This is a genomic window from Calditrichia bacterium, assembly GCA_020634975.1.
GTDB lineage: Bacteria > Calditrichota > Calditrichia > RBG-13-44-9 > J075 > JACKAQ01.
In genome coordinates, this window is the sequence record JACKAQ010000001.1 from 1,896,278 (window position 1) to 1,922,778 (window position 26,501).

Sequence of the window (26,501 nt, forward strand, 5' to 3'; positions counted from 1 at the left end):
CTATTTTACCTCTTCATTTTTTTGAATTTCAACATCTTCCCAACCCACAACCATCGCGCGAATGTTGGACAACGGCGTGTGACCGGTGGTTGTCAAATAAATATGCATGATCAAAAATGCGGCAAACAGCCACGCTGCAAAGGAGTGCAACGGCACCAGAAAACCGAGCCCGCCCAAACTGGCGGAAATTTCCGGCCAGCGTTGCGCACCCCAAATCAAAATTCCGCTGACGATTTGCAACGGCAGCAAAATATTCAAAATGATGAGATAGGTGATCCGCTGCAACGGGTTGAGTTTGTTGCGCTCGGTTTTTTCGAACGGGTGCGGCGCATTTTTGAAAATGCCATACATATAATAATAGGTTTGCGCAATCGCCTGGCTGAAAAAGCCCCGCGGTTCCGGCAGATATTGCCGGATTTCGCCGCCGGCGATGTGGTAAAACGCCGCCAAAAACGCGTTCGCCAGCAAGATAAATCCAACAATATTATGCACTTGCACAACCAGCGCAAAATCGAACAAATGATACGTATCCGGCGAATGAATCACCAGCCCGGTGAGGATGAGCACGATAATCGCAATCGCCTGCAGCCAGTGCCAAAAGCGCTCGTACGCATGGTAAATGTAAACTTTTTTTGTTGCAGCGACGTGGTTGGGATGGCGTTTTGCAGCGATAACACGCGAGCCGCCGTGAACCGCAATGCCCAGCAAAACCAGCACAAAAGCGATCATTCCGGCGTAATTTGACCAACTGACCACATCGTGACCGAGCACAAACAAACCGCCGTTTCGCGGTTGCGGACGATAGATCAACTGACCGTTGGTGTCGTTCAGAATTTTTCCGCCGATTGCCAGATTTGTGGCGTTGACAAATTGCGGCGTTACGCCGTCCGGCGAATGTGCCGAAAGCAACATCGGCTGATACAACCGCGATTCGCTGCTGTGGCAGGCGGTGCATTCGCGGGTGACCCACTCGAAATTCGCAACGTTGTGGTGAATGCCAAACGGCTCAACATCGCCGCGAATACGGGGATTTTCCACACCTGCCGCCGTCAACCGGTTTTGAATTGCCGCAATTTTTTGGGGAGTGTTCAGCACCAATTCAGCTTCGCCAAGATTGCCGTCTCTGTTTTCATCCAGCGCGGAAAGAATTTCCGGGTGATATTTATCGCCGGAAAAAAATGCAGTTTTCAGATCGTCCAGCCGCACCGGACGTTCGGGATCGCCCTGCACCCAATACCAAAATGTGATCAAATTATGCGGAGAAAGCCGCAAGTTGTCGTCCACGTCCCGGCGGGGGAGCAGCACCGGCTCGTATCCGGTAATCAGCGTGTTAACGCTGCCTGGCTGCCCGTCGATGCCGCGATATTCGATGCGCGGCTTGCCGGAAGATGTGAGCACCGTCCAGTCATACGCGCGGCCGGCAGGCGCAAACAATTTGGGAATATGGCAGGATTCGCAGCTGATGGCGTCCAGATGACGCTCTTTATAGGGCAGCCAATCGTGAGTTGCACTGCTGTTGTGGCAGGATTCGCAACGGCGCATTCCCGCGCTGCCGGTTTCCTGCACGGTTTCGCCTTTGGCAAATTGGTGGCTGGGGCGATAGAGGTATTCTTTGATCGCCATTCGCCGGGAATCGAATTTGAGATGCGCCGGGCGGGTTGTCGCCGATTCCTGATAATACACCGGATTGTTGATCGAATAATGGCAGTCCACACAGGCAACCAATCGCTCCGCGTGAACATCCCACGGACGCGATAAATCTTTTTTTCCGGAGAGGTTGACGCCGCTTTCGAACATGCGCTGCGGCGAAAAAATTTGTCCGGTTGTTTGGGTGCTCCACTGTTCCGGCTGTGCGCCGGCAGTGGTCAACGGTGACTGAATATCCGCGTGAACCTGCCCGTGGCACAACCCGCAGTTGGCATCTGTTGGCGATTGCATCTGGCTGAGTCCGGCGGTCAGAAAACCATCTGCGTCAAACGCGGCGGCGTTCCAGCGCCATGTGTCGCCCGATTTTTGGACGATGCCGGTACCCAGCAACGTTGCCGTATTCGCCCACCGGAAATTTCCGGATTGCAGCTCGGCAACCCGCGCCGCATTGTTGGGATTTTCGGTGTGGCACAAAAAACAGTTCATTTCCACAACGCCGGATTTTTGCCAGTCCCACGGCTGTAACGCGCCGGTTTCGGGGTCAACAATATGGGTTTCGGGATCGTTCGCGACGATCACTAGTTCGGTGAGCGGTTCTCCGCTGCGGCTCAGTTTTGCCGGTCCGCCGCCAACATGACGGGCGCCGAAATAGCGCACCCAATCGGCAGTGCCCATATCAATTTGCGCATCGCCGGATGGCGACAGATAGCGATAAGCAATCGCATTCCATTTGCCAAACGCACCATCGCTGAAATCCCATTCGCGACCGCCGGCAATTTGCCCGGGTTTGGTGAGCGCGTCCAACCCCAAATTGCTGTGAAAACTGTGGGTTTCGATAAACCCGGCATCGTGACAACCACTGCAGGATTTTAACGTGGACATCGCGCCACCGGAGCTCAGTACGGAAACACCGTTTTCATCCAGCAGTTTAATTTTCGGGTGGAGCATCGGTTGTGCAAACATGCCGGAAAAACCGGTCAGCAGCAGCGCCGCTATTGATAAAATGAATAATTTGCCAGCAAATTTTTGGTGATTTTTCATGATTATTTACCTCCCGAAACGGCTGCAGCTGCGGCGTTTTCAACATTCAGGCGGCGTCCGCCGTGATACATCGGATCGCCGTCGTAGCCCAACGCGTGCCAGTCCATTCGTGCGCGCGGTGCATCGCCGTGGCAATCCACACATTGCAGCGCGTTTTCTTTTGGCGCAACCATGTGGGTGATCGGCCAAAACATCTCCGTTTCGGTGAAACCGTATCGCCCGCTGTATGGCAACCCGACGACTTCCGAGCCCAAACGTGCGGCTTTGTCCCAATCGAAATCTTTCCAGTAACCGCCCTCGCCAAAGGTTTTCGGCTGGATGAGATGATTGTATTCGGTATCATAAATTTGTTTGGCGCGATGCACTTTGAAGGGCCAAATTTTGGCTTTGGGATCTTTCAGATTCCCTTTCGGATAGTTGATAAACGTGGTTTTCGCCGGATCAATTTTGTCGCCCAAAATGTAGTGATCCGCCACGCCGTTGTACCAAAAATATTCGGGGATAATCTCTTTTTCGTATTCGAACTTGCCTTTGATTTTGAGATAGGTGTGCGGATCTTCCGGCAAATCCTGTCCGGCGGCAGACCAGTCCCAGTGCATTTTGGTCGCCTCTTTTACCGCCGCAGCCGGAATGTGGCAGGATTGGCAGGCAACGTTGGCGATGTGAGCGTTGATCCGGTCGTCGCTGTGCAGCGTTTCGGAATGACAGTTGGTGCAATAGACCTGATTTTCGTTATCAAAACTGACGGAAAACGCCCGCCCTTTCATGTTGTGGTTTTCGGATTGATGGCAATCGGTGCAAACAAAATCGAATTTGCCCATGTGCACATCCACCCGTTCCTGCGGAAAATAGAGGCTTTCGTCGAGATCGCCGTGTTTTACCGCGTTGCCGCCGCCGCCGCGAAAATGGCAGCCGCCGCAGTTGGAGCGTTTCGGGTTGCCAACGCTTTTCGCAACCGCCAGCAAATCCACTCCTTCCGCCGGAAAACCGCCGTTGGCTTTTACGTATTCGCCGGAATTATCGTGGCAAACCAAACAATCCATATTTTCCTGCCGGGTGAAATCGAAGGTTTCATCTTTCCAGCCGTATCCGGCGTGGCACGCCGTGCAGGGTGGCCAGTTGGATTGAATGCCGATGCAAAAATTGTTCATCGCATTCTTTTTCCCCAATTTGACCGGTTCGCTGCGACCGGAAATCAGCGTTTCCGGCGTTTCCCACGTCCAGTGCGCGTTGTGCATCATTTGCGCTCCGGCATCTTTGTGGCATTCCAGACACGCTTTGGTGACCGACGGACCATCCTCAAACGGCCCTTTCATCAAATTGGCGTGATCGGTGTGCGGCAGTTTTTCCGGGACAAATGCCCACGGATCATCGCGCTGCGGTTCCGATTGCTGCAAAAAATATATCAGCGGGAGAACCAACGCCGCCAATACGGACACAAATATGATAACCCCATTATGTTTTACGTTTCGCATCTCTATATCCTGTCTGCTATTACGGTTTTATTAGTGATAATAAAAATTCCAGACTGTTGAAAATCCTGCTTTTCCCAATTGTTAATTCATTCACATAGATTAATATAAATATCTATATATTTAAATAAAACATCGAAATATTTTTTTCGACAGGCTGCTGCGAAGAGTTGAGGGGATATTAAAATCGGAAGGTGCCAGGCTAATTGGCGGTCATAAAAAATGAGGTTGCGGAGAATACAGCGGCTTATCTGGGTTTCAATTTTTCCATTCGTCGATCGGGCCGATTTGCTGTGTCAGCGGTTGGCGCATTTCCGGCTCGGCAACAAAATTGCGGTCGATAGCTTCACGAATTGTTTTCGCACCGCTGTTTTCCAGCAGGCTGGCGAGTTGCGTTTCGGTGTATAAAATCGGGAATCGCCGTTCCAGTTCCAGTTTGAAATCATCGGTAAAAATCGCATCCGATATCGCGGTTTGGCGCAGTTGCTCAACCGGCGCCAGAAAAATAATGGCGTCATACGCATCATAAATTGTCTGGTTCGGCGCAACGTTCAGCATGTGATTGCCGATGTAATCGGCATCGCCGAACGGCGTATTTGCCAAATCCAGCGCAACCGGTTTGTTGCCGTTTGCTGCGAACGCGCTGTCCCACAATCCTTTTTCCATCCGGACCCATTTCAGCACCTTGTTTTCCAAACCCTGGGTGGTTTTTGGCGCGTTTGGATCACGCTCAATTTTCTTTTCAAAGGCAAAATTGATGTTGTGAAAGCGCACAGAATACGTTTTCCCCGGCTGAAGTTCGTGAAAAAACGTGCCGCAATTCCAGTAAATGTCACCGTCGGAATTTTTGATGCATTTATACGCATGGCGCGTGTTGGTGAGAAAAATGCCTTTTTTGCCGGATTTGAAATTGTCGAGATGCGACAGGATGTTTTTATACATCGTGTAATCGTTGCCGGCGAGGGATTGCCGGAACAGCGCCAGATCTTCCGGCGTGTGGATTTCTTGCCAAAACACCGGCGCGTTTACCGCGATCACTGTGTAGCGTTCGTCCGGCGGCAGCGTGCGGTTGGTTTGCCAGACGGTTTCCAGCAGATCGAAATAGGTTTGATACGTCCAGCCCGTTCCGCTGAAATCATTTTGAAATGCCGGAAACAGCAGCGCCGGATTGTGCACTTCTGAAGCAAAATATGCATCAAGCGCGGGCTGTTGATTCATCGCGACCACTTCCAGAAAAATGACTTTCGCTTTTTTGCGGAAGTCACTGTTTTTTATCAATTTTTGATAAAATTCGAACGGCTCAACGGCGGTGTGCAGCGCGTCATCGAATAAAATCAGGTCGTATTTGTCGAGCTTTTTGAGCACAAAACTTACGGGTTCATCGCCCTTTTTCTGCAGCGCGGCAACATACGGCTGCAGCTTTTTCGATTGGGCAATTGCCAGCCCGAAGCCAATAATCAAAATTACCGGAATGAATTTTTTCATTTCGATTTCACTCCTTTTTTCACTGATCCGCAGCGGAATTTTGGTGTTGCAAGCCTGCGGCAACCATTCGGAATTTTCTATTTTTGGCAAAGCACCGCACAATTCTCAACAAACGATGGCGCGTAATTGTAATCAGAAAACGTGAGCTGTTTCTGATTTTCGCCGTTGGCATCCATGATGAAAATGTGCTGATTCCGCCGTTTATCGCCGCGCTCGAACACAATGGTTTTGCCATCCGGCGACCAGCGCGGACGGATATCGCCCAGCGGATTTTTCGTCAATTGCCGCCGTGCTGAACCATCCGTGTTTACCGTAAAAATGTCGTTGTTTCCGGTCGCATCCGAATAATACAGCAGCGATTTCCGGTCCGGTGAGAGTTGCGGCATCAGTTTGTTTTCATTGCTTTTAGCGAGAATTTCTTTTGCCGATCCGTCCGGTTTCATCCGCACAATTTGAAACACGCCGTCTATCTCGGATGAGAAATAAATCATCCCGTCATCGCCCCAAAACGGAAAGGCGTCGTCGGTTGGATTGTTGGAAATATTCCGGAGATTTTTGCCATTTTTTGCCATCACATAAATTTCCGCGTTGCCGTCCCGCGTGGAAACAAAGGCAATTTGCTGTCCATCCGGCGACCAGCACGGCGCGTATTCCGCATTGCCGGAATTTGTCAATTGAGTGAAAGATTGCTGCGCCACATCCATCGTCCAGATTTTCCACCAACCAACGCGCTCGGATGTAAAAACCAGCATTTTTCCATCCGGCGAGATCAACGGACTGCTGTCTTTCCGGGAATGATCGGTGATTTGCCGCTCGCCGCTTTCGGTAATCATGAAAATGTTATCTGTCCCGTTGACCTGTTTGGTGAACAGAACCGGATAATTTTGCGCGGCACCGGAGCCACCGAAAAACAGCAAAGCTGCGCCAAAAAACAAGACAATTGGTTTCATCGAAACTACCTCATTTGGTAAACATCATTTTACGGGAAAGCGTGGTTTTGCCAACCTGCAGGCGGTAAATATACGCGCCGCCGGCAACGGTTTCACCGGATACGTTGGTGCCGTCCCATGAAATCGCGTAGCTGCCAGCCGGCTGTTTTTCTGCCACAAGCGTTTTCACCAACTGCCCCAATATATTGTAAATACTCAGATTAACAGAACTGATATTTGACAACTGATAGCTAATTGCTGTTGTTGGATTGAACGGATTCGGATAATTCTGGCTGAGCCGGAACGTGTTTACCGGTTGCGCAACATCATCGATAGCAGTGATTGTGGCGTTCACGCCGGTGATCATCCGCAGCGATCGACTGTCGAAATCCGAAACAAACAGCGTGTCGCCGGTTGCGGATGCGGCAATGCCGTTTGGCGCGTTGAAACTGGCGGACAGCAAATCGCCGTCCGTGGTGCCGGCATTACCCGTTCCGGCAAAAACCACCTGTTCCGTGCCATCGGATTTGATGCGGTAAATCCGGTTTCCCTGATACGCGGTCGCATACACGTAGCCGTTGGCGTAGGTCAAAAATCCCATCCATCCGGGGATGTCGCCGATTGCCGTTACGCTGCCATTTGGGGATCGTTTGAGCACTTTGCCATCGTTAAAATTCCCGATATACAAATTTTCATTTTCATCGAAAATGATGCCGACGGGACCGTTCAGCCCGTTGCCGGTTAAATATTCCGTCAGATTTCCGCCCGTGTCATACACAAACAATTTTGATTGCTGATAGCTGGCGATGATCATATTTCCCGATAGATCGAACGCCACGCCCGCCGGATTGGTAAAATTGCTGATCACGGTGCTCACCACGCCGTCCGGCGAAACTTTGTCGATCCGGTTGCCGGTTGCGTTGGTTACATACAAAAATCCGTCCGGTCCGAATGCCAGACCGTTGGGATCGCTGAAACCGTTTGCGAAAATTTCCGTGCTGCCGTCCGGGGATATTTTGGTGACGGTGGAGCTGTAATATCGCGATGCAAAAATATTGCCCGCGGGGTCAATCGCCAGTCCGTCGTTGAAAGTAGACGGCCCGCTGACCAGCGTTTCCACCTGCTGCGCGGACAGCGAAACACTTCCGGCAATCAGTAGCAACAGTGCCCATTTCATTTTCCTCAAATTGATTCTCCTGTTTTTTCAGGGTGTTGTTTTTTATGGCTTTAACTGCCAGAGAATGTCGGTTCAAAACAATCGGTCATTCCGGGAAACGCAGCGACTAACGAATCTCATTTTTTGAAACGCGTTATCACTCACTACCCAAATTTTAGCATTTCACGGTTTTTAAACAGGCGGCAATGTCAATTAACGGGCGTGCAGCGGATATGTTGCGGATAATCTTTTCGTGAAACGATATGTGCAGCAAACCGTATCAAATAAGCTACGAAGTTTAACGATTTAGGAGCATTTATGTTTATCGGACATTTTGGCGTTGGATTTGGCGCGAAATCCGCAGAGCGGAAAATCTCGCTCGGAACGTTGTTTTTGGCGGCGCAATTTCTGGATTTGCTGTGGCCGACATTTCTGCTATTGGGCATCGAAACGGTCAGAATCGATCCGGGCAACACAAAAATGACGCCGCTGGATTTCACCAGCTATCCGTTTACCCACAGTTTGCTGATGGTATGCATCTGGGGATTATTATTTGGCGGGGTGTTCTGGCTGTTCAAAAAAAATCTTCGCGGTGCGGTGGTGTTGGGATTTTGTGTGATCAGCCATTGGGTGCTCGACCTGTTTGTGCATCGTCCGGATTTACCGCTGTACCCGGGTAATTCACCGATGCTGGGTTTCGGACTTTGGAATTCGGTTATCGGCTCCACACTTTTGGAAGGGCTCATTTTCGGGTTAGGCGTTTGGCTGTATCTTCGGTCAACTGCTGCCAAAAATCGCGCCGGACTGTGGGGTTTTTGGGGATTGGTCGGTTTTCTGGTGCTGATACATCTGGGAAATATTTTTGGCCCGCCGCCACCCAGCGTTTCCGCAATTGCGTGGGCGGGACAACTCCAGTGGCTGTTTGTGATCTGGGCTTATTGGGTGGATCGCAATCGGATTTCAAAAAGCGCTGTGTAATTTTCTCATACATTATATCTCGAGAAAAGTAACGCTATTTTTTTACGTCCAAGGTAGTTGATAGCTTTGCTCCACACGGTTGTCATTGCTATTGATTTGTAAATACAGTTAAGCAGACAGCCATACCGATCAAGTGCTCAGTATGGCTTATCTTTAAGAATTGGGGAACATGCAATCCATCAAAAAGAAGAATTTACATTGAATTAATTCGCCACAGAATCTTCTTTATACACTTCAAAATCCGTGTTCTCAATTTGCAGAATTGGTGTTGCTAATTGGAAACTAATGACTGCCAACAATATATGATACAAACATAAAATGGTTGGCATGAGGTGATCCAAATAATAATAATCAACGATTACACTTATCATCAGAAAAAGAGTGGCTACAATGCTTATTAAAAGCAGCGATTTCACAGTTAAACTTATTTGCCGGTTTCGGTCTTTATTTGCCTGAAATGGATTCTGTTTTTTCCCATAAATATTCCAGAGAATAATTCCGGCGAAAAACAGATTTCCGATTGTAATTGTTATTATCAAATTGATTGGCTTACCGCCCAAGTGAATCTGGTTCGGATATGCAGAAAGGGCAAACAAAATAAATGCAATGTAAATAAAAATCGCAGTGCCGAACAGCACCGGCGAAACAAAGTCGAAGAACCGGCGGGGTCGCAGTTCGGCTTTTCGAATGGCACCCGAATTGGCTTTTCGCATCATTTTAAAGTATTTGAATCCTAACATTTCAGAAATCAGCATTGGTGAAAACTGGATTATAAAAAACAAGGTAATCAAGCCATCCCAATTGCTCGCCACATCATAGTTTGTCAATATTCCCACGAGTACCAACAAAATTCCGGCAATGAAAATTACGGCATTCATTTTCCTGTAATTGCGTTGCCCGCGTTCAATTTTCTCGATGGAAACGGGATAGAGTTTGGGATAGCTCGATGGCGGATATTTTTCAACCATTAGCTTTGCCCGGTTTAATATTTTATTGGGATAATAATACGAAATCAGGATGACCTGACACAGGAACACGAGATAAAACACGATATTATCTGACATTTTATTTCCTCATAAGTTATTGTTATTCATTACTTTCCGAAAGGCAATCCGGATTTCTGAATCGGTTACACCGGATTCTCTGATTTTTTTTATGACTTCGCTTAATCTGGTTTCCGCCCACGCATTTAAATCAACAGTGCTGTTTGCCCTGGCATCCGGATGGATGAATGTGCCGCGATATCCTTTGGTTTGAATGACCGAATCCCGTTCCAATAAACGATAGGCTTTCGCAACTGTATTATGATTCAACTCCAGATCGTTGGCAAGTTGCCTGATGGAAGGCAGGGCATCGCCCGATTTTAGCCCGCCATCGAGAACAGCTTTTTTAATTTGCTCAATTATTTGCGCAAACACCGGAATGGGATCATCCGGGTTTATTGTAATCTCCATATGTGCTATTCCTTTTGCTTATACTACTCGAACTAATAATACAAGTATAACACAACAAATCCAACAAAAAAGTTATTTTTTCCAAGTGTGGCTTGTTTTCTGTTGCAATTATGTCTGATTTGATGCCAATTCGGTTCCTTCAGAGTCATAATTATGGGCAGGAATTGTTATGGGTGGCAAAACGTCACATAACATCGCAAGCTTGCATTTGAAAATTGAAAAAAAGAAAAGCGGCAATTTTAAACCAAAATTGCCGCTTTTAGAAAAATAGGATTGATATTGTTACGTTTGAACTTACAAAACTTAAGCCGGACTCTAACGATTTAACGAGAAATATTTATTGTGAGAGTGACTAATCGTTCTTTAACAACGCGATTATTTTTGCATATGCTCCAGATATTGTTGGAATGATTCTTTGGGTGTGCGATTTTCGTAAAACACGCCCCAGTGTTTTTCAACTTCATTTGGCGGGGAACTGGCGCCGCCACCTTTCCACGGCTCATCAAATGCTTCAAATAAAAAAGTGGTGATTTTGTTGGCATTCACCCACTCATTGTGCAGCTTCAGATATGTTGCCTGAGCTTCGAGTCCGACATCACCTTTGATGAGCGATCCCTGCTCGCCGTCGCCAGTTTTTTCCGGATTGTAGGTTGTCGCCCAGCCGGTTTCCCCGAGGACAATCTGCTTTTCCGGGTATCTGGCCTGAATATCTTTAAACGTGCTGTCCATCCACGGAATGGCGGTGTCCAGCGTTTTGCCGTTCCACAGCGGATAGATATGGGTAACGATAAAATCCAACTCCGCTGCCATTCGCGTGGCTTCTGGCTTGTTCCAGAAATTGTAATCATCCGCGATGGTAACTGGCACCGATGTGTTGTTGCGAATCGCGCGGACGTAGCGGATCTGGTTATCCATATTCATTTTATGCCAAGACCAAAACACCTGCGCTTCGTTGCCGACATTCACGCCAACGATCACATCTTTAAAACGATTTGCCAGCTCAATTCCCCGCAAAACATTTGTAATGTTCCCGGCTTTTTGCTCCGGATGTTTTACTTCATTGGAGAGCCAAATACCGAGCATCATTTTGATGGGCAATTTATTTTCGACGATCACTTCCAGAACGCGTTCCGCATCATCGTCTGCGTTATACACCCGGATCAGGTTCCAGTATTTCGAAATAATGTTCAGGTCTTCGAGAATTTCGGCTTTGGTAGGTCCTTTTTTGCCGGGCTCCTGACCTTCGCGATAGCAACCGTAGGAAATGGCGTTTCCAATCCACTGATCATTTAAATATGGATTAAACTGCCGGGGTTGAAAGGGATTTTCCTTTTCGGCGGTTTGCCCGGTTTCCAGATGTTTTTGTATTTCTTCCATGACTATTTTTTGTTCGCTCATATTCAAATTTGACTTTTCCATTTCATTATTACATGAAAATAATATTCCCGCTGCAAATATTGAAACTATTATCAAAGAAAATAACTTCGTCATTTTCATCCCCTTTTGCACTAACATTTACACTGCTTTAAAGAAAAAATCATTCGTTGAGATTGAAAACCCCCACGTATTCTATTTTGATGAATTCGTTGTGGATGTTTTCGCGACCTTCTCCCGAAATATACGATTGGCAATTTTTGACGGGCGTATCGCTTTCATCAAACTTCGCACCGGCCCATTTGCCGCAAAGCGTGATATTAAAAATCATTTTCATATTTACAAATGAACAGGTGTTGCTTTCGCTGCAGCTGTTGCATTGCCATTCCTGATGCGCTTCGTTATCACAGGTGGCGTCCGTTTCCAGCAGGTAAACGGTATTTTTCAAATTTTCCCCGTTCCATTGCTCCGGCTGTGGGTTTTCGCTTAGCGGTCCGCCGGATTTCCGGACATCTTCTGCGGGCGTCCAATAATAAAACCGGATGGTCTGCTGTTCCCAAATACATGCAAAAGTGCCTTCTACGGCATCGACAGCATACGGCGTGCCGCTGCATCCGGCGTTGGGATCGCCATTTTTGGCGTTAGCGCAATTGCTAATTTCCGGATCGTCGTTCCATCGGGCGTCGCACATTTGGGGGCAGGTATGCAGGGTGTTGTGAATAATGTTTTCGCCGTTGATCGTTTCGATGATGTCCAGTTCACCGGCGGCCGGCCAATCGGTTGAATTGACGGCAGATGGCGTATCGTAAAAATGCCCTTTTCCGGAATAGCCGTCCAGCTCTGCATCGGTCGCGATTTGCCCGGAATGTTGATACGTCCATTCCGGCTGTCGGCTGCCGTTCAGCCACCAGGCCGGCCAAACACCGTTTACCGATGGCATTTTTCCTTTGAAAACAAACAGCACCCGTTGGTTTTCATCGTTCAAATTATAAAACGCTTTGGATGTCATTCGAAAGGAATCGAACAGCACATCATCGCTGCGCTCTTTAATGAACAGATACAAACCGTCGCCGTTTTCAAGCCGCAGCATATCGTCGTTTTGCCACATTTTTCGATCGTAAACCACATCGCCGGCGGTTGGATCGTCGTGCGGAAAAGTAGTAAAAAACAGGTTTTCGATGTCCGCAATTTCGTAGCTGTTTTTGAGGAAATCCAGTTTGAAAAAGTAGTTTTCTGCTTTGGTCATCGATGGCGCTCCGGATGTTGGCGTATCTGCTTTTACATCATGAAAAATGAACACCGAGCAGAGTAGCAGCATCAGCAATTTCAGAAAATTTTCAGTTGTAAATCGATCAACCGGATTCGTGTTCCGCATGTCAAATAGCCTCGTTTTGTCTTTTACAATTGAACCCGCACGGTTTGCACGGCATTGGCTGCAATGGTGATTTCGGCAAATTGATCACCGATTTGCAAATTGTAGGTGATGGGCTGTTTTGTGGTGTTCAGCAATTGCACGCTCAACAAATTATCGCTGTTGATGGTAGCACAGGCGTGCAAATCGTCATTGCCCAAATCGCCGAGCTGTTTTTGGGTTTGCACCGCTTTGTCGCCGGGGCGAATGGTTTGGCTGAACTGCGACAGCACATAAAAAATGGGTGTGTAATACACGTTTTTCGATGCCGTATCGATCATGATCGGCGCGCCGCAAAAATTACCGACGTGGTTCGGTCCGCCGTTTTGGTCCAGCACAATATTCCAGTCCACCCAGCCGCGCATCCAGTGATCGAGGCTGACAATGATATTTCGCGCATAGCGATGCACGGGCGTGTACATGGGATGATCTTCAACCTTCACGCCTTCCCAGGTGACCGAATATGCCCAGTCGGTTGCGTTGGCATTCCACCAGAATTCGTCGTTATCGAACCAGCCGCTTTCCTGATAGCCTTCCGGATCGGTTACACCGTTGGGCGCGGGTTTCCCCAAATCGTCAATGCAGCCTTCGGTGTGAATAATGGCAAAACCGGGAAATTTTTCATTCACGCGCTCGAACACGTCTTCGTACACCTTAAACGTGCTTTCGTACCAGTGAACGGCAACGCCGTAAACAAACGGCGCGGTTTCCGGATCGCCAAAAATGGTGTCTGTCCAGTGCTCCAGCCCGTCGCGATTTTGGTCGTATGCGAGCAGTTTGATATCGCCATTTTGGCTGGCTTTTAATTTTGGACCCAAATATTTTTTGATGAATTCGTTTTGGGTTTCCGGCGAAAAGTGCATGCTTTCCCACTGACCGTTGTTGCCGTGCGGCTCGTTTACCGGCGTAAGTCCCCAAATATCAACACCTTCGGCTTTGTATGCCTCCAGATATTTCACCAGATATTCCGCATAGGTCGGGATGTATTTTTCTTTGAGCGATCCGCCGGTGCCCTGCCAGTTGTTCGCATCCGATCCGGGAATATACCAATCTTCGATGTCTTTCATCCACGCCGGTGCAGTCCATGCGGATGCGATAATTCGCAATTCCTTATCCGATTGGCTGTTTTTGATGGCCAGCGCTTCTTTGATCATCGGGAGCAAATCGTAACGTTCGTCAACGATACCGGGATGATCGGCGGCTTTGAAGCCTTCGCTGTCCGGCGCAATGGAGAAACTTGCCAGCTCGGCGTCATCTTTTTTGTCTGCGTATGAATATTTGCCGTACACGCAAAAATCGCAGGCACCGATGTGCGTCCGTGTCAGCGAGAAATTTGCGCCGCTTTCCCCAAAAATATTATTCATTACCGCCTGACGTTCGGCTTTATCCAAATGCGCCAGCACAAATGCGGACGATTCGGTAAACGATGTTCCGATGCCATCGATGGTCTGTTTGACAATCTCCGGCTGAATGCGGATAACCGTTCCCGTTGGCTGTCCGTCTTTGAACGGGACGTTTGCTTTTTTGGCAATTTTGTCGCCGCTTTCGGAGGTCAGCAGTATCTCCGAAGTCGATTCCAAACCATTGTTTTTATTGCTCTTCTCACACGAAACCATTGCCATAACCATAACTATTATCAACTGAATAAGCACTATTTTTTTCATACAACCGCCAATCTGTCACATATTTTTTTCAGATATTTAACGATATTTTAGATTTCCGTTTATATCCCACAGTCCCCAATACGCACCGACATCGCCTTCCGCGCCAACTTTCCACAATTCATCAAAACTGGAAAAGTAGAAAATTTCCACATCCGCTTCATCCGCCCAAGTGTAGGCGTTGATAAAATAGCGGATGGCGTTTTCATACGATGGCACGGCAGCCCGTTCCGGCGATCCCAGGTTTGGCCAACCGGTTTCGGTGATGATCACTTTTTTGCCTTTTCCGGCGTTCATGGCAACCTGATACATATTTTTTAAATACGCCAGCGAATGTTCCAGCGGAAAGCCTTCCCAAAACGGATAGCAGTTTGCCAGAATCACATCGCAGGCATCGGAAACGCGCGGATGAACGGCAAATTCGTAATATGCGTCCACATATCCAACCGGAATACCGGGAATTTCCTGTTTCACCCGATTGATAAAATTAATGATTTCATCTTCCGTTAAATCGCCGCGCAGCAACACTTCGTTGCCAACCGCAACAATATCCGCATATCCGGCTTTGGCAACCTTGATAACACCTTCGATTTCCTTCTCGTTTTTTTCCGGATCGTCACCGAGCCAGGCACCAACGAGGGTTTTTATGCCGTTTTCTTTGGCGATTTTGGGAATTTGTTCGTTGCCATCGGTGCAGGAAAATGAGCGGATCCACTTCACATACGGCTTAACAATCTGCATGCGATCGGCAATTTGTTCCGCACTGATGAGCGAACCGGGCTTTTGATCGTTCAGATACACGCTAAATGAAATGCCGTGAATGCCGTTGTTGAGCATTTGTAAAAATGCGGATTCTAATTCACTTTTTGTCATATTGGAAAAATCCAAACCGGCTAACGAACTACGGAAACGACCTCTGCTTGTCATCGATAACCTCTTTTATCTATTATTCTTTATGCCGCATTACCAAAACGGGAATCTTGGATTTTCTCAGCACGCCGTTTACCGTGCTACCCAAAACAGCATCTTCAATTGCGCTGCGGCCTTTTATCCCCATCACGATTAAATCGCAATTTCTGTCGCTCGCAACTCCAAGAATCATTTTTACCGGATTGCCTTTTTCAACAATAACGTCATCGACGTTAATCATTTCGCCATTGTATTTGGATTGGGCAATTTTTTGAACATGCTCCTGGACTTCTTCAAAATAATCTTTGTTCACCGAAAACCATTTTTGTGCAGCAACGGATCGTTCGATGCCAAAATCAAACGCGACCATATCTTTAAATTCCTGCACAACATGGAGCATGGTCAGTTTTGCGTTGAATTGTTTTGCAAACCCGGCAGCGTATGCAAATGCATATCTTGCATCTACGGAGTTATCTGTCGCGTACAAAATATGTTTCACTTCAATATTTGGAAGTTCCATTTATGTCTCTCTTTAAATTATTGCTACTCTTTATTTCAATCGATCGGTCCAAAAATATGAACACGCTGTTTAATAGATGACCAGCCCCCAATTGAGGGCTGGTCAACAGTTTTTTATGTTCAATTGATGGCTTCCCCTGCAGCGCAGCAAACAGCATTGCGTCAACTGTTGAGGATTCCCATAAACACACTTTGCAACTATTTGATAAGCATCATTTTTTTAACCGCGTTGAAATCGCCGGTGGAAATGCTGTACAGATAAATGCCGCTCGGTAAATTCGACGCATCAAATGTTACTTCGTATGCTCCGGCATTTTTAAACTCGTTCACCAGCGTGGCAATTTCCTGACCGAGCAAATCATATACTTTCAGCGTTACATGATTGGCATTCGGCTGGATAAAGCGGATCGCCGTGGACGGGTTGAACGGATTGGGATAATTCTGTTCCAGCGCATACGCCGAAGGATTCACATCACCGATTTCCTCGATACCCGTTGCCGAGCTGAAAAAATAGATGTTATCCAGATAAATATCACCATTACCATCAAATTTGAGCTGGAAAACATCCGCGAGATTAACCGGAGGAGAAAACGCGCTGAGCGGAATATCCACACTAACCCAGGTTCCGGTTTGGCCGGCAGGTATTAAAGCATATGGTGTTTCCAACGGTCCAGGGCTGATAATCGAAACATTCAAAGCCGTGGAATTGGCAGTCCAGTAATCCACATGCAGGTAATCCATTCCGGCGCCGGAGAGATCCTGATTGCTGCCGAATTGTGTTCCCTGATAATTCAAACCGGCATACAGGAGCGTATTATTTCCGGAAATGGGTACCTGGGAAACCACGGTGGCTTGTCCCCAATTGGGATTGAGATCGGTTCCTGCAACATCCGTATACGCATCGCTGAAAATAGAAATTACGTCTGTTTCGGGAACGGTTGGGGTAGGTGCCGCAACCGTGGGAGCCGATCCGCCGCCACCGGACGGGTGGAATGTGATGTTGTCAAAATAGCAGACATTATCCTGGGTTCTGCCATTCAGATCAAAATCGGGGAAAACGATGATCTGATCCTGTCCAACAGTGTTCGGGTCGCCGATTCTTCCGGTGAAATCAAAGGTTAATTCTTCCCATTGGTTTGTCAGGGTATTTGCAACTTTAATTTCCACCAACGCAGCGCCATCCGGTTTCGCAAACTTAAGCCCGACATCGCTGATCACCGGTTTCCACACCATAATTTTTACGACACTGTTGGTCGCATCCAGTGTAAATGTGCCGATATCCGAACCATGCATCGATTCGCAACCAGCCCACGGATTACCCGTTTGCAATGCAGTAAATTTGGCTACCGTTGCCGATGTATTCGCTCCGGTTGCATCCGGGTTGGGAATAATTTCCAGCGCCGGATTGGTGTCGTTTTCAAATACAGCCCATGTCCACGATGCGCCGTGACCGCCGGATTCGAAATCGATCGGGCTGTTTTGTGCAAATGCAAAACCGTTTAGCGCTAAAGCGCAGAGTACTGCCATAAAAATTGTAATGCTCTTTTTCATTGTTCAACCTCAATGTTTATTGTTACTGATTTTATATTGACTAAGTATGATTGGTGGATCTTTTCACCTACCTTTCTTTCACCACAATTCATACCGGGTTTCCTGATACTAAATTTTTTTAGACGATTATTTTTTATCTTGCTAAGCTGGATTAACACCCGCATCACCCGCGTTACATTCGCAGATATTTTTCCGGAATTTCCAAATATCCCCACGCGCGGAGCTGGCGTGCCCAACCGCCAAGATTATCCTTCCAAACCCGGATGAGCTTCATTTGATTAAATTCATCCACCTTTTTTTCCAGATAAATTTTATCAACAATTTTTTCGACGGATTCTTTGCCCCAACGGTAAGTGGGTTGTCCCAGAAAAACATCGACAATGCCTTTTTCGATATATGCCAATTGCATCGGTAACGCATCTACCGCAACGATTTTCACTTTTCCGGGCTCAATTTTATCCAACAGGGTATTGTCAAAAAACGGCCAGCCGCCAACCATTGCCCAGCCTTTCAAATCCGGATATTCGGTGCTCACCCGTTGCATTTCGGCAATTGCTGCTGCTGTGTTTTCGACATGATAAAATTGGCCAACGATGTCAATTTCCGGGTATTTTTCCGCTTCTTTCAGAAGCCCTTTCACCCGTTTTTGGAGGTTTGGCGCATGTGGGTTGCCACCCAAAATTGCAACCTGCCCTTTGGTTCCCATCACGGCAACCAGTTCGGACATTACTTTTTCACCGATTTCCATATCGTTCGGACCATAAAATGCGAAGCGTTTTGATGTCGGTGCGTCGCTGTCGAAGGTCATAACCGGCACGCCGCTGTCAACCGCTTTGTTGATTGCAGCGGTGAGGACCGAATCATCCGAACAGGAAACGATGATGGCATCCGTTCCGTCTTCCACCGCATTCAGGATGCGCTCAGCCTGTTGCTCGGCATTTTCCTCCATTGGTGTGCGCCAACTAATGTTCACCGTTATCATGCTGTGTTTATCAGTCAAATCCGCTGCTGCGGCTTCTGCGCCCAACCGGGCAGAGTTAAACACCGGATTCGCAGCGCTTTTGGCGACCATGGTTATGTTGATGGTTTTCACATCTTCAGGTTTTTTGCCAACCATTTCATCTGTCAAATCCTGGCAGCCCATGATTATTGAAAACAAGCCAATGAGACCGATATGCTTAACCATATTTCTCATTTTTTATACCTTTTTCCTTTTATTTCAAATGGCAAATTCTTTGGGGTTTTTCATCGTTTTTTTCAAAAAACCGGCACAAATCGAACCCCTAAAGCTAAAATAATTAAGCAGATGTGGGCTCGATAAGCGGGTTATCGCGACGCGCTTCGAGCTGCTCTCGAATTTCGTAGGATTTTTCTTCTGTAATGTTGAAAGATGCCACTGCCCAAATGGAAATACCGGCTGCAATGGCAGGAATAACCACATCAAAAATCCGCATCCAGAGGAATGTGGATGCCGTTTGTGCGCCGCCCATTTCAACATCAAAGCCGGTTGCGTTCAGCAGATACCCGGATAAGCCAAAAGCGAGGGACATACCCAGCTTCACCATCCACCAATAGATAGAGCCGAACATGCCTTCGCGGCGCTCACCGGTTTCGAGTTCGTCCATATCGCAAACATCCGCAATCATCGATCCCATCAGCGTAAAAAGCCCGCCCATGCCAACGGCAATCATCGGTGCGGGTAAAAGCACTTTCCACGGCACCATTGGATCGTAACAGAACCATTTCAGCAAACTACCAACCAACGTAACAGCCGTTGCCAGCATAAATGTGCGGCGTTTCCCAAGTTTTGAGGAAATCCACGTTACCACCACAATTGCAGCCAAAGTTGATGCGGTATTTATTGTTCCGAAAATACCCATGTATCTGGCGCCCATATCCGTATCGCCGCCACTGACATAAAAAATAATGATGTAAGAACTGAAGCCCCCGACAAGCATGATGCCGTTGAACAGAAAAAAGGTTCCGGCACATAATTTCAGAAATTCTCGCTGTTTTAGCGTGATTACCAAACCTTTGAAAAACTGGGCGATATTGGTTTTTATTCCCTGGAGAATCGGCACTTTTTCTTCACTTTCGCTTTCGCGGGCAACAAATTTTTCGCGCAGAAAGATTGCCGGCATAATCCCGACAATCGCTACAAAAATGCCGATAAATATGGCGAGCGTTCGCGCACCTTCAACAGAATCTGAAAACAGGCGATCGTTTTCCATAATTGCATAAAACCAGGGCAGGGAAATCCATGCGAATTGCCCCATAAAATTCATTACTGCCATCAATCGTGTGCGTTCGTGATAATCGGAAGTCAATTCATATCCGAGGGCGACCCACGGCGTTGCAAAAACGGTGTAAAAGAGATAAAAAATGATGGAGCCGATCAGGAAAAACCAGAAATAGAACATCTCGCTGTGGCCTTCCGGCAGTTGCCACATTAACGCAAAAATAAGCCCGACAAATATTGCACCGATAAAAATATACGGGCGGCGGCGGCCGAAACGGGATCGGGTGTTATCAGAAATATATCCCATAATCGGGTCTGTTAACGCATCGGTAAATCGTGGAATTGCCTGAAGCGCACCAACCAAAGCCGGGTTGATCCCAAGCCCGACATTCAAAACGATAGACATAAATCCAATAGCACCACCCAACAAATTGTTGACAATTGAACCGAGACCATAAGCGAACTTGTGTCCCATTGAGAGGCGATCTTTCGGAGCTGTTTCATGCTGTTTAAAGTCGCTCATCTGTACCCCTTTTTAAAGTAAGTTGCATTTGCGGAAAATTGGACCTTCCCAAAGATTCTTTAATTCGCGGCTTTGTACACCCGGACATAATCAATCAGCATTGTTTGCGGGAATACGGTGCTGGCATTGGGCGACCCCACATAATTGCCGCCGACAGCCAGGTTTAAAATGATGAAAAACGGATGATCGAACACCCATTCGCCCGGTAAATCAGTCGATTTTACGGCTTGATAAAGATTTCCGTCAACAAACCATTTGATGCTGTTTGCATCCCACTCCACAGAAAACACATGAAAACCGGTATCGAATCTGTCATTTACCAAATTGTATTGCTCTGTAACGGGTTGCCCGCCGGAATATCCTGGCCCGTGCAGGCTGCCATGAATTCTGGCTGGTTCCTGCCCGCGATATTCCATGATGTCAATTTCGCCGCAGAGCGGCCAACCGACATCGTCAATATTTGCACCGAGCAACCAGAATGCCGGCCAAATTCCCTGTCCCCACGGTAGCCGCATCCGGGCTTCGAAACGCCCGTAAGTGCGTTCAAACAAATCTTTTGTAACGATACGTGCGGAGGTGTAACTGCGCCCCTGAAACGATTCTGCACGGGCAACAATGGCAAGGTTGCCCTGCCCGTCGAGCGATGCGTTTTCAGGGCGATTGGTGTCGTATTCCAACTGGGCGTTTCCCCAATCGGTGCCGATATCAAATGCCCATTTGGTTGAATCCGGCACAACGCCGGCGGTGCCGTTAAATTCATCGGACCAAACCAGCTCCCATTGTTCTTCCTCCGGCTCTTCGCTGGAGCTGCATCCGGCGAGAAAAATTGCGGCAACACATATCAAAATGAGCTGCTTAAGGAGAATTTTATTCCAATTCATACGGTTACCTCTGTGTAGCATATATTTTACGAAATCAACTTCCACAGCAAGGATACCAGCAGACAGGGGTTTACCAATAAATCCCTGTCTGCGGTTTTTTTAAGCCGGTTTGCATTTCGCTAATGCAGAGATTCACAGCGCTATCTAAAGTAGATGTTGTCCAGCCAAATATCGCCATCACCATCAAATTTGAGCTGAATAACATCCGCAAGATCAACCGGAGCAAATGAAGACAATGGAATGTCCAAACTTGTCCAACCGGTTGTGGGCACCGTAAGCACATACGCTGTTTCAACAGGCCCGGTGCTGATCAGATAGACGTTTAAGGTGGTTGAATTTGCTGTCCAGAAATCGATATGCAGGGTGTTTTTTCCGGCACCGGAAAGATTTTGGCTACTGCCTAACTGAATTCCCTGATAATTCAATCCGGAATATTTCAACGTGTTATTTCCCTGAATACTAACCTGGGAAACAACTGTCGCCTGTCCCCAATTCGGATTGAGGTCAGTTCCTGCCACGCCGGAATACACATCGCTAAATATAGATATAACATCGCTTGCCGAAACGGTTGGTGTTGGTGCGGCAACCGCAGGCTCGTTGGTAGGTCCAACTTCGCCTTTGTAAAAATAGACGTTATCCACATAAACCGTGTTGGGATCGCCGGAGAGCACCAGTTGTGCAAGATGTCCTCTATTCACCAATCCGGCAAAATTGCTCAACGGAATATCCAGACTCACCCAGTTTTCCGTGCTCAGTACCGGGCTGGTAAAGGTAAGCTCATGAGACGAATCGTCGCCGCCGTCAAAAACGCCGTTTGCGCCAAAATCAACCAACAGCACTCTGAATGCTGCCGGCGCTGCGGTCGGATCCGGTGTCCAGATATCCAGATGGAAGTGGGTCATATCCGTGGCGTCGATGGTTTGGGTGGCAAATTCAATTCCGACAAAGTTGAGATCGGTGTATTTCTTCACATCGTCGCCGGCAACCTGAACATCTTCCACATTTGCAGTGGAGAATTCCCAGCCGGTATCCCAGGTATCTACCGGAACATTGCTGTACGCATTGCTGAACATGGAAATAACATCCGCTGCATCGGCGGTGGGTGTTGGTGCGGGTGTTGTCGGGCGCGGTGCCGGAGCAACCACATTTACCGTAATAGTGTTGCCAACTTCCACATTACCTAATTTTACAGTAATTTCGGCGGAACCGACGCTGACGCCATTAATGGAGCCGTCAGCGCCAACAGTTGCCACCGATTCATCGGAAGAAACCAAAGTAAAGTAGGCCGGCGCTGCGTTAACCGTAATATCCACGCCGTTAACATTATAAATAACGCCGGTAATGCCCGCGTTGATGCTTTCGCCAACCTCGCCGCTGACCGTGCCGGAGGCAAAAACAGCTCTCGGCTGAGCGATGGTTCCCAGCTTTTCATATTTTATTTCGTCCAGCCAAACGTAAAAACCATTTTTTTCGAATGCACCAACGGAGTATTGGAACAATCCTCTTTCTGTGCCAAGTTTTCTGGCATCCGGAATCGGAATGACAAATTTTTGCCAAACGGTGGTCAAAGTGATATCAGACCGGGAAGCGGTGTAGAGCGAACTTCCCGAATTGTCGTTACCAAAACCAGCCAATCCGAACGGTGCAACCATGCTGGCTTTTGCCCAAAATGTTACAGCATCGTAACCGGTTAGGTCACGCGGGCCGGGCGAAACAAACGCACCACCGGAGAAAAATCCCGCCGGATCGCCTTCGCTGGGAACGGTAATCCGCATCGACGATTCCCCGTTGTATTTTTCGTCCGTGTCAATCGTAATCGCATCCAGTTTGGTGTTCAGGAATGCCTGATAATCCAAACCACCGCTGATGCCATCAATAAAAATGTCGCCGTTTGTGGGATATTCGGCAGGCGCCAACGTGTTGATATCCCTTTCACAGCCGGCAAGTCCGATGATGACCAACATCGAAACCGCGATAACGAGGCGAAAGAAATTATTCGTTTTCATATCTTACCTCCCGATACACAATGTTATTCTTGAACGTATATTTTTTCATGATTCTTAAATCCTTGTTTTCTGTTTACATACCGATGTTAAAATGAAGGTAAGTTCTGATTTCCCATTCACTGCCGTTGTCGAAACCTTCTGCTTCCGGATCGCAAACCAGCTCGCCGATGTCGTTCAGCACTTTTGTGGGGCAATAGCGCGGCGAATACTGATCGAGCGACCGCCAGGTGAAACGCAGTCCCAATCGGGTTTGCGGAATATCGTGCCATTGCGGCTTACCAACAGCGGTGGACAAATCAGCCATCAATTGCAGCGGATAAGTCAGGTTAAAATCGCGGTGGTAATCGTATGGTCCCCAATCATTAACTTTCGCCATTGCGGTAAGTTTGTAGGTATTCATGATGAACCGGATATCGCCGCCATAACGATTGATCAGCCGTGCATCGTCGCCATTCGGCTCTGCATCGCCGGCAAATAAATTGGCAATGATGCCCTGTCCCGGGCTGGATTTTGAAATGATGCGGGCATGCGCTTCCCAAAGATCTCGCGCCGGAGGAGCGCCGGGGAAAGCAAATGTGGTGCGTCCGTCGCCCAAAATACCGATGGCGGCATCTTGCGTCGTCGGATGGCTGCGATAGACAAATCCAACGCTGGCCGCCAGCGATGCGTCTTCTGCCATATCGCTGTCCCATGCATACATCCAGCTGGCCGGTGTGGGATCGTATGTGATCAACAGTTCCCCGGCGGTGGTTTCCCGGTTGCCGCGAACCGCAAAAGGATCGTCCAGAATATTGCGGGGTCTGCCCGGTGCCTGAACATCGCCGGGAATCGGTCCTTCTATCGGCTTTTGCCAGAGGAAATTGGGTGCTACTTGCCAGTTGCCCATCTGATAGGTTATACCGGAAAGCACGTTCATCTGGTTACCGCTGCCGCTGTCTTTCAATCGCCAGCCGGTAAATGTTTGGGTATAATCCGCGCCGCCGTTGGCAACCAGCCCCATTGCCGCGCCAGATGCATACCAGTTCCAACGCCCTTTGGAGAACGTGAATTTGATTTTGCCGCCAAATGTATCTTTGGATTCGATATCATCCTGAAAAACCTGATAGTTGCCGGATGTACCGTCCACAATTTGGAAGGAATCCCCAACGCGGGTGTTACCGGACCAGATACCGCCAAGATCGATACCCAAACCGCCAACCTCGGTAGCCACATGAAGCGTTGCCCGGCGGGTGGGCGGAACCGGAACCGCAAAGGAGCTGACAGCCGGCGCCTGTTCGTCCAAATCTTCGTGATAAATACCGGTAACTTCTGCGCCGCCCAGTTTCCGGGCATATTTGACCAGCACAGCCGGGTTGGCACCCCACCACAATTCCGGACCGAAAGCCACTTTCAAACCGTTCAGCGATTTTTTACCGTGGACTTCGAAACCGACCGGCGCAATGCCGTTGTAAATATCGATATTGGGACCGTAGTTCGCTTCCGGATACAATCCGAAAAAGTCGCCTTCGTATCCCCAGTGATAATGACCGGTGCGATAAAAACCTTCCAGATCGAACAACCGGCTGTTCCAGCTGATATTTGCCTGATGAATTCTGACCCGGTTCAGCGAGCTGATTTCGAGATTACCTTCGTCCGTGCGAACATCTCTGGCGCGACCGGCGTTTTCATAAAAAATTTCATCGATGGGATTTTCCGGAACGTTCCCGAGGAAATTCAGGGTTACCGTCCCCCGAACGCTTTCGGTGGGTTTGGCTTCGAACTGCGTATATAATGATTGCATGTGACCGAAACCCAATTCATTGGGATAAACCCGTTCGTCCGGAGATGCATTGTCCGGCGTTGTAATCAGATCGCCACCGGTGCTAAAAGTCGACATCTCGAGCCGAATACCGCTAACACGAATAGCACCTGTTTGCTCGCTAACCAGCGCCGCGCGATCGCCCCTTGCGGCAAGCACGGCTTCCATTAACGAAATATTACTGAAATATTGTTGGGTACTTCTAGCGCTGACACCCGCCGCATACGGATCAAAGGAGTGCGCTTTTTTGAGGGCGTAATAAGCTGCCCGGGGATAGTTTTGATAAAATCCGGCAGCGTTGGTCGGGCCTTTTGCGCAGATCCCGAACCACTCTTCGTTCATGTTATTCTGACCCTCGGCATAATCAAATTGATACCCGCCATTGGACCAGGATGCATTGTTATCGTGAACGCTCAAATTTTTGGTTTGGCCATATTTCCACCAGCCATCGCTAAACTGAAAAGTGAAACCGCCGATGGAGTTTCCGGCTTTGCCGAGACCGCTGGCGTTCTCGTATATTTCCTTCCAGTTTTCGACCATGTATTTCGCCTGGGAATACTGGTCTTCAGCGTTTTCGATGGCGTTAAAGGCATCGGAGCCAAATTCGGTGAACAGGATTGGCTTGTTCAGCTTCTCTTTCACCACCTGAAACGCATCGCCAAAAGATAATCCGCGATACATATTGGTGCCGAAAATGTCAAAATCCTGGCATGTTTCCGCGATGATATCGATAAACAGCAAATCGCCGTTACACATGGCAACCGGCACGGAGGTATCGATTGCTTTCATCGCCTTTGCGCCTTCGTTAAACAGCTGATACATTGCCTCGGCGCGAACCGTCGATTTTCTGTCTTCGAAAGGGATGTCTTCTGTTTCGGCGCCATCCCAAAACAGACCGTAGTTATTTTCGTTGCCCAGCAAATACAGCAACAAACCGGGAACGCCTTTATACTCATTCACCAATGCCGTCACTTCTGATAGCAGCAATTCCCGAACTTGTGGATCGGAATATTCCGTATTGGAGATGTATGCGCCGTCCAGCGTTACGCCGTAACGGCCAAACGAGTGGTTCAGCATCGTATAGATGCCGTAATTTTCGTAAATATACTGAATCCATTTTGGCTGAATACCGGTGTAAACACGAATCGCATTTACGCCCATGCTTTTCAGCAAAGACATTTCGGCATCGAGCGCGGTGCGAATAAAATCATCAGGCTGCAGCCATAAACTGTAGGCATAGTTGGTACCGATCGGAAAGTAATCCCAGTTCATGCCGTTAACCATGAAATCCTTTCCGTCCACCTGGAGCCTGATACCTGAATTGTCAGATACAACCGCGACTTTGGCAGACTGCGGCAGAACATTGGTCGAGGCAACAAATACAGCCATTGCCATCAACCAAAGCGCTGTAACCAAACGGGTTGATTTGCGTTGGGATGAAATCATATGGACCTCCACAAATTAGAA

The 26,501-nt window shown here is 48.1% G+C and carries 19 protein-coding genes; 1 reads left to right on the forward strand and 18 read right to left on the reverse strand.

Going from position 1 to position 26,501, the window contains the following annotated elements; all coding sequences use genetic code 11:
- From H6629_07720 to H6629_07740, 5 genes are all read right to left on the reverse strand, one after another.
- Window positions 1-2,688: a cytochrome b/b6 domain-containing protein gene (locus H6629_07720; GenBank protein MCB9067681.1), complete on the reverse strand. Its 2,688-nt coding sequence runs from the start codon at window positions 2,686-2,688 to the stop codon at window positions 1-3.
- A 2-nt stretch (window positions 2,689-2,690) separates the two neighbouring features.
- Window positions 2,691-4,163 carry a tetrathionate reductase family octaheme c-type cytochrome gene (locus tag H6629_07725; protein MCB9067682.1) on the reverse strand — a complete coding sequence of 491 codons (1,473 nt, stop codon included), beginning with the start codon at window positions 4,161-4,163 and terminating at the stop codon, window positions 2,691-2,693.
- A gap of 255 nt (window positions 4,164-4,418) precedes the next feature.
- Window positions 4,419-5,645 (reverse strand): hypothetical protein, encoded by a 1,227-nt coding sequence (locus H6629_07730; GenBank protein MCB9067683.1) that lies wholly within the window; start codon window positions 5,643-5,645, stop codon window positions 4,419-4,421.
- A 77-nt stretch (window positions 5,646-5,722) separates the two neighbouring features.
- Window positions 5,723-6,595 carry a PD40 domain-containing protein gene (locus tag H6629_07735; GenBank protein MCB9067684.1) on the reverse strand — a complete coding sequence of 291 codons (873 nt, stop codon included), beginning with the start codon at window positions 6,593-6,595 and terminating at the stop codon, window positions 5,723-5,725.
- 10 nt (window positions 6,596-6,605) lie between these two features.
- Entirely contained in the window at window positions 6,606-7,760 is a 1,155-nt protein-coding gene (locus H6629_07740; protein ID MCB9067685.1) for a T9SS type A sorting domain-containing protein, read from the reverse strand.
- 288 nt (window positions 7,761-8,048) lie between these two features.
- Between H6629_07740 and H6629_07745 the strand changes: the two genes are divergently transcribed.
- A complete protein-coding gene (locus H6629_07745) occupies window positions 8,049-8,708 on the forward strand; it encodes a hypothetical protein (GenBank protein MCB9067686.1) in 660 nt (219 codons plus the stop codon).
- Between the two features lie 203 nt (window positions 8,709-8,911).
- Here the strand turns inward: H6629_07745 and H6629_07750 are convergent, their stop codons facing one another.
- The 13 genes from H6629_07750 to H6629_07810 form a co-directional block, all read right to left on the reverse strand.
- Window positions 8,912-9,772, reverse strand: a complete 861-nt coding sequence (locus H6629_07750) for a hypothetical protein (protein ID MCB9067687.1) — start codon at window positions 9,770-9,772, stop codon at window positions 8,912-8,914.
- 9 nt (window positions 9,773-9,781) lie between these two features.
- Window positions 9,782-10,162, reverse strand: coding sequence for a GntR family transcriptional regulator (locus H6629_07755; protein MCB9067688.1), 381 nt, complete (start codon window positions 10,160-10,162; stop codon window positions 9,782-9,784).
- A gap of 375 nt (window positions 10,163-10,537) precedes the next feature.
- Window positions 10,538-11,539 (reverse strand): glycosyl hydrolase family 17, encoded by a 1,002-nt coding sequence (locus H6629_07760; GenBank protein ID MCB9067689.1) that lies wholly within the window; start codon window positions 11,537-11,539, stop codon window positions 10,538-10,540.
- A gap of 160 nt (window positions 11,540-11,699) precedes the next feature.
- Window positions 11,700-12,911 carry a hypothetical protein gene (locus tag H6629_07765; GenBank protein MCB9067690.1) on the reverse strand — a complete coding sequence of 404 codons (1,212 nt, stop codon included), beginning with the start codon at window positions 12,909-12,911 and terminating at the stop codon, window positions 11,700-11,702.
- A gap of 23 nt (window positions 12,912-12,934) precedes the next feature.
- Window positions 12,935-14,611 (reverse strand): glycosyl hydrolase, encoded by a 1,677-nt coding sequence (locus H6629_07770; protein ID MCB9067691.1) that lies wholly within the window; start codon window positions 14,609-14,611, stop codon window positions 12,935-12,937.
- Window positions 14,612-14,647: 36 nt separating this feature from the next.
- On the reverse strand, window positions 14,648-15,535 hold the full coding sequence (locus H6629_07775) for a glycosyl hydrolase (protein ID MCB9067692.1): 888 nt from the start codon (window positions 15,533-15,535) through the stop codon (window positions 14,648-14,650).
- Window positions 15,536-15,554: 19 nt separating this feature from the next.
- Window positions 15,555-16,037: a universal stress protein gene (locus tag H6629_07780; protein ID MCB9067693.1), complete on the reverse strand. Its 483-nt coding sequence runs from the start codon at window positions 16,035-16,037 to the stop codon at window positions 15,555-15,557.
- 197 nt (window positions 16,038-16,234) lie between these two features.
- The gene (locus H6629_07785) at window positions 16,235-16,777 is read right to left on the reverse strand and encodes a T9SS type A sorting domain-containing protein (GenBank protein ID MCB9067694.1); all 543 of its coding nucleotides are present in this window, start codon (window positions 16,775-16,777) and stop codon (window positions 16,235-16,237) included.
- Between the two features lie 982 nt (window positions 16,778-17,759).
- On the reverse strand, window positions 17,760-18,782 hold the full coding sequence (locus H6629_07790; protein MCB9067695.1) for a substrate-binding domain-containing protein: 1,023 nt from the start codon (window positions 18,780-18,782) through the stop codon (window positions 17,760-17,762).
- Between the two features lie 103 nt (window positions 18,783-18,885).
- Window positions 18,886-20,349 (reverse strand): MFS transporter, encoded by a 1,464-nt coding sequence (locus H6629_07795; protein MCB9067696.1) that lies wholly within the window; start codon window positions 20,347-20,349, stop codon window positions 18,886-18,888.
- A gap of 59 nt (window positions 20,350-20,408) precedes the next feature.
- The gene (locus H6629_07800) at window positions 20,409-21,230 is read right to left on the reverse strand and encodes a glycoside hydrolase family 16 protein (protein MCB9067697.1); all 822 of its coding nucleotides are present in this window, start codon (window positions 21,228-21,230) and stop codon (window positions 20,409-20,411) included.
- Between the two features lie 140 nt (window positions 21,231-21,370).
- Window positions 21,371-23,236, reverse strand: coding sequence for a glycosyl hydrolase family 16 (locus tag H6629_07805; GenBank protein ID MCB9067698.1), 1,866 nt, complete (start codon window positions 23,234-23,236; stop codon window positions 21,371-21,373).
- A gap of 73 nt (window positions 23,237-23,309) precedes the next feature.
- Window positions 23,310-26,423, reverse strand: coding sequence for a glycosidase (locus H6629_07810; GenBank protein MCB9067699.1), 3,114 nt, complete (start codon window positions 26,421-26,423; stop codon window positions 23,310-23,312).
- Between the last annotated feature and the right edge of the window lie 78 nt (window positions 26,424-26,501).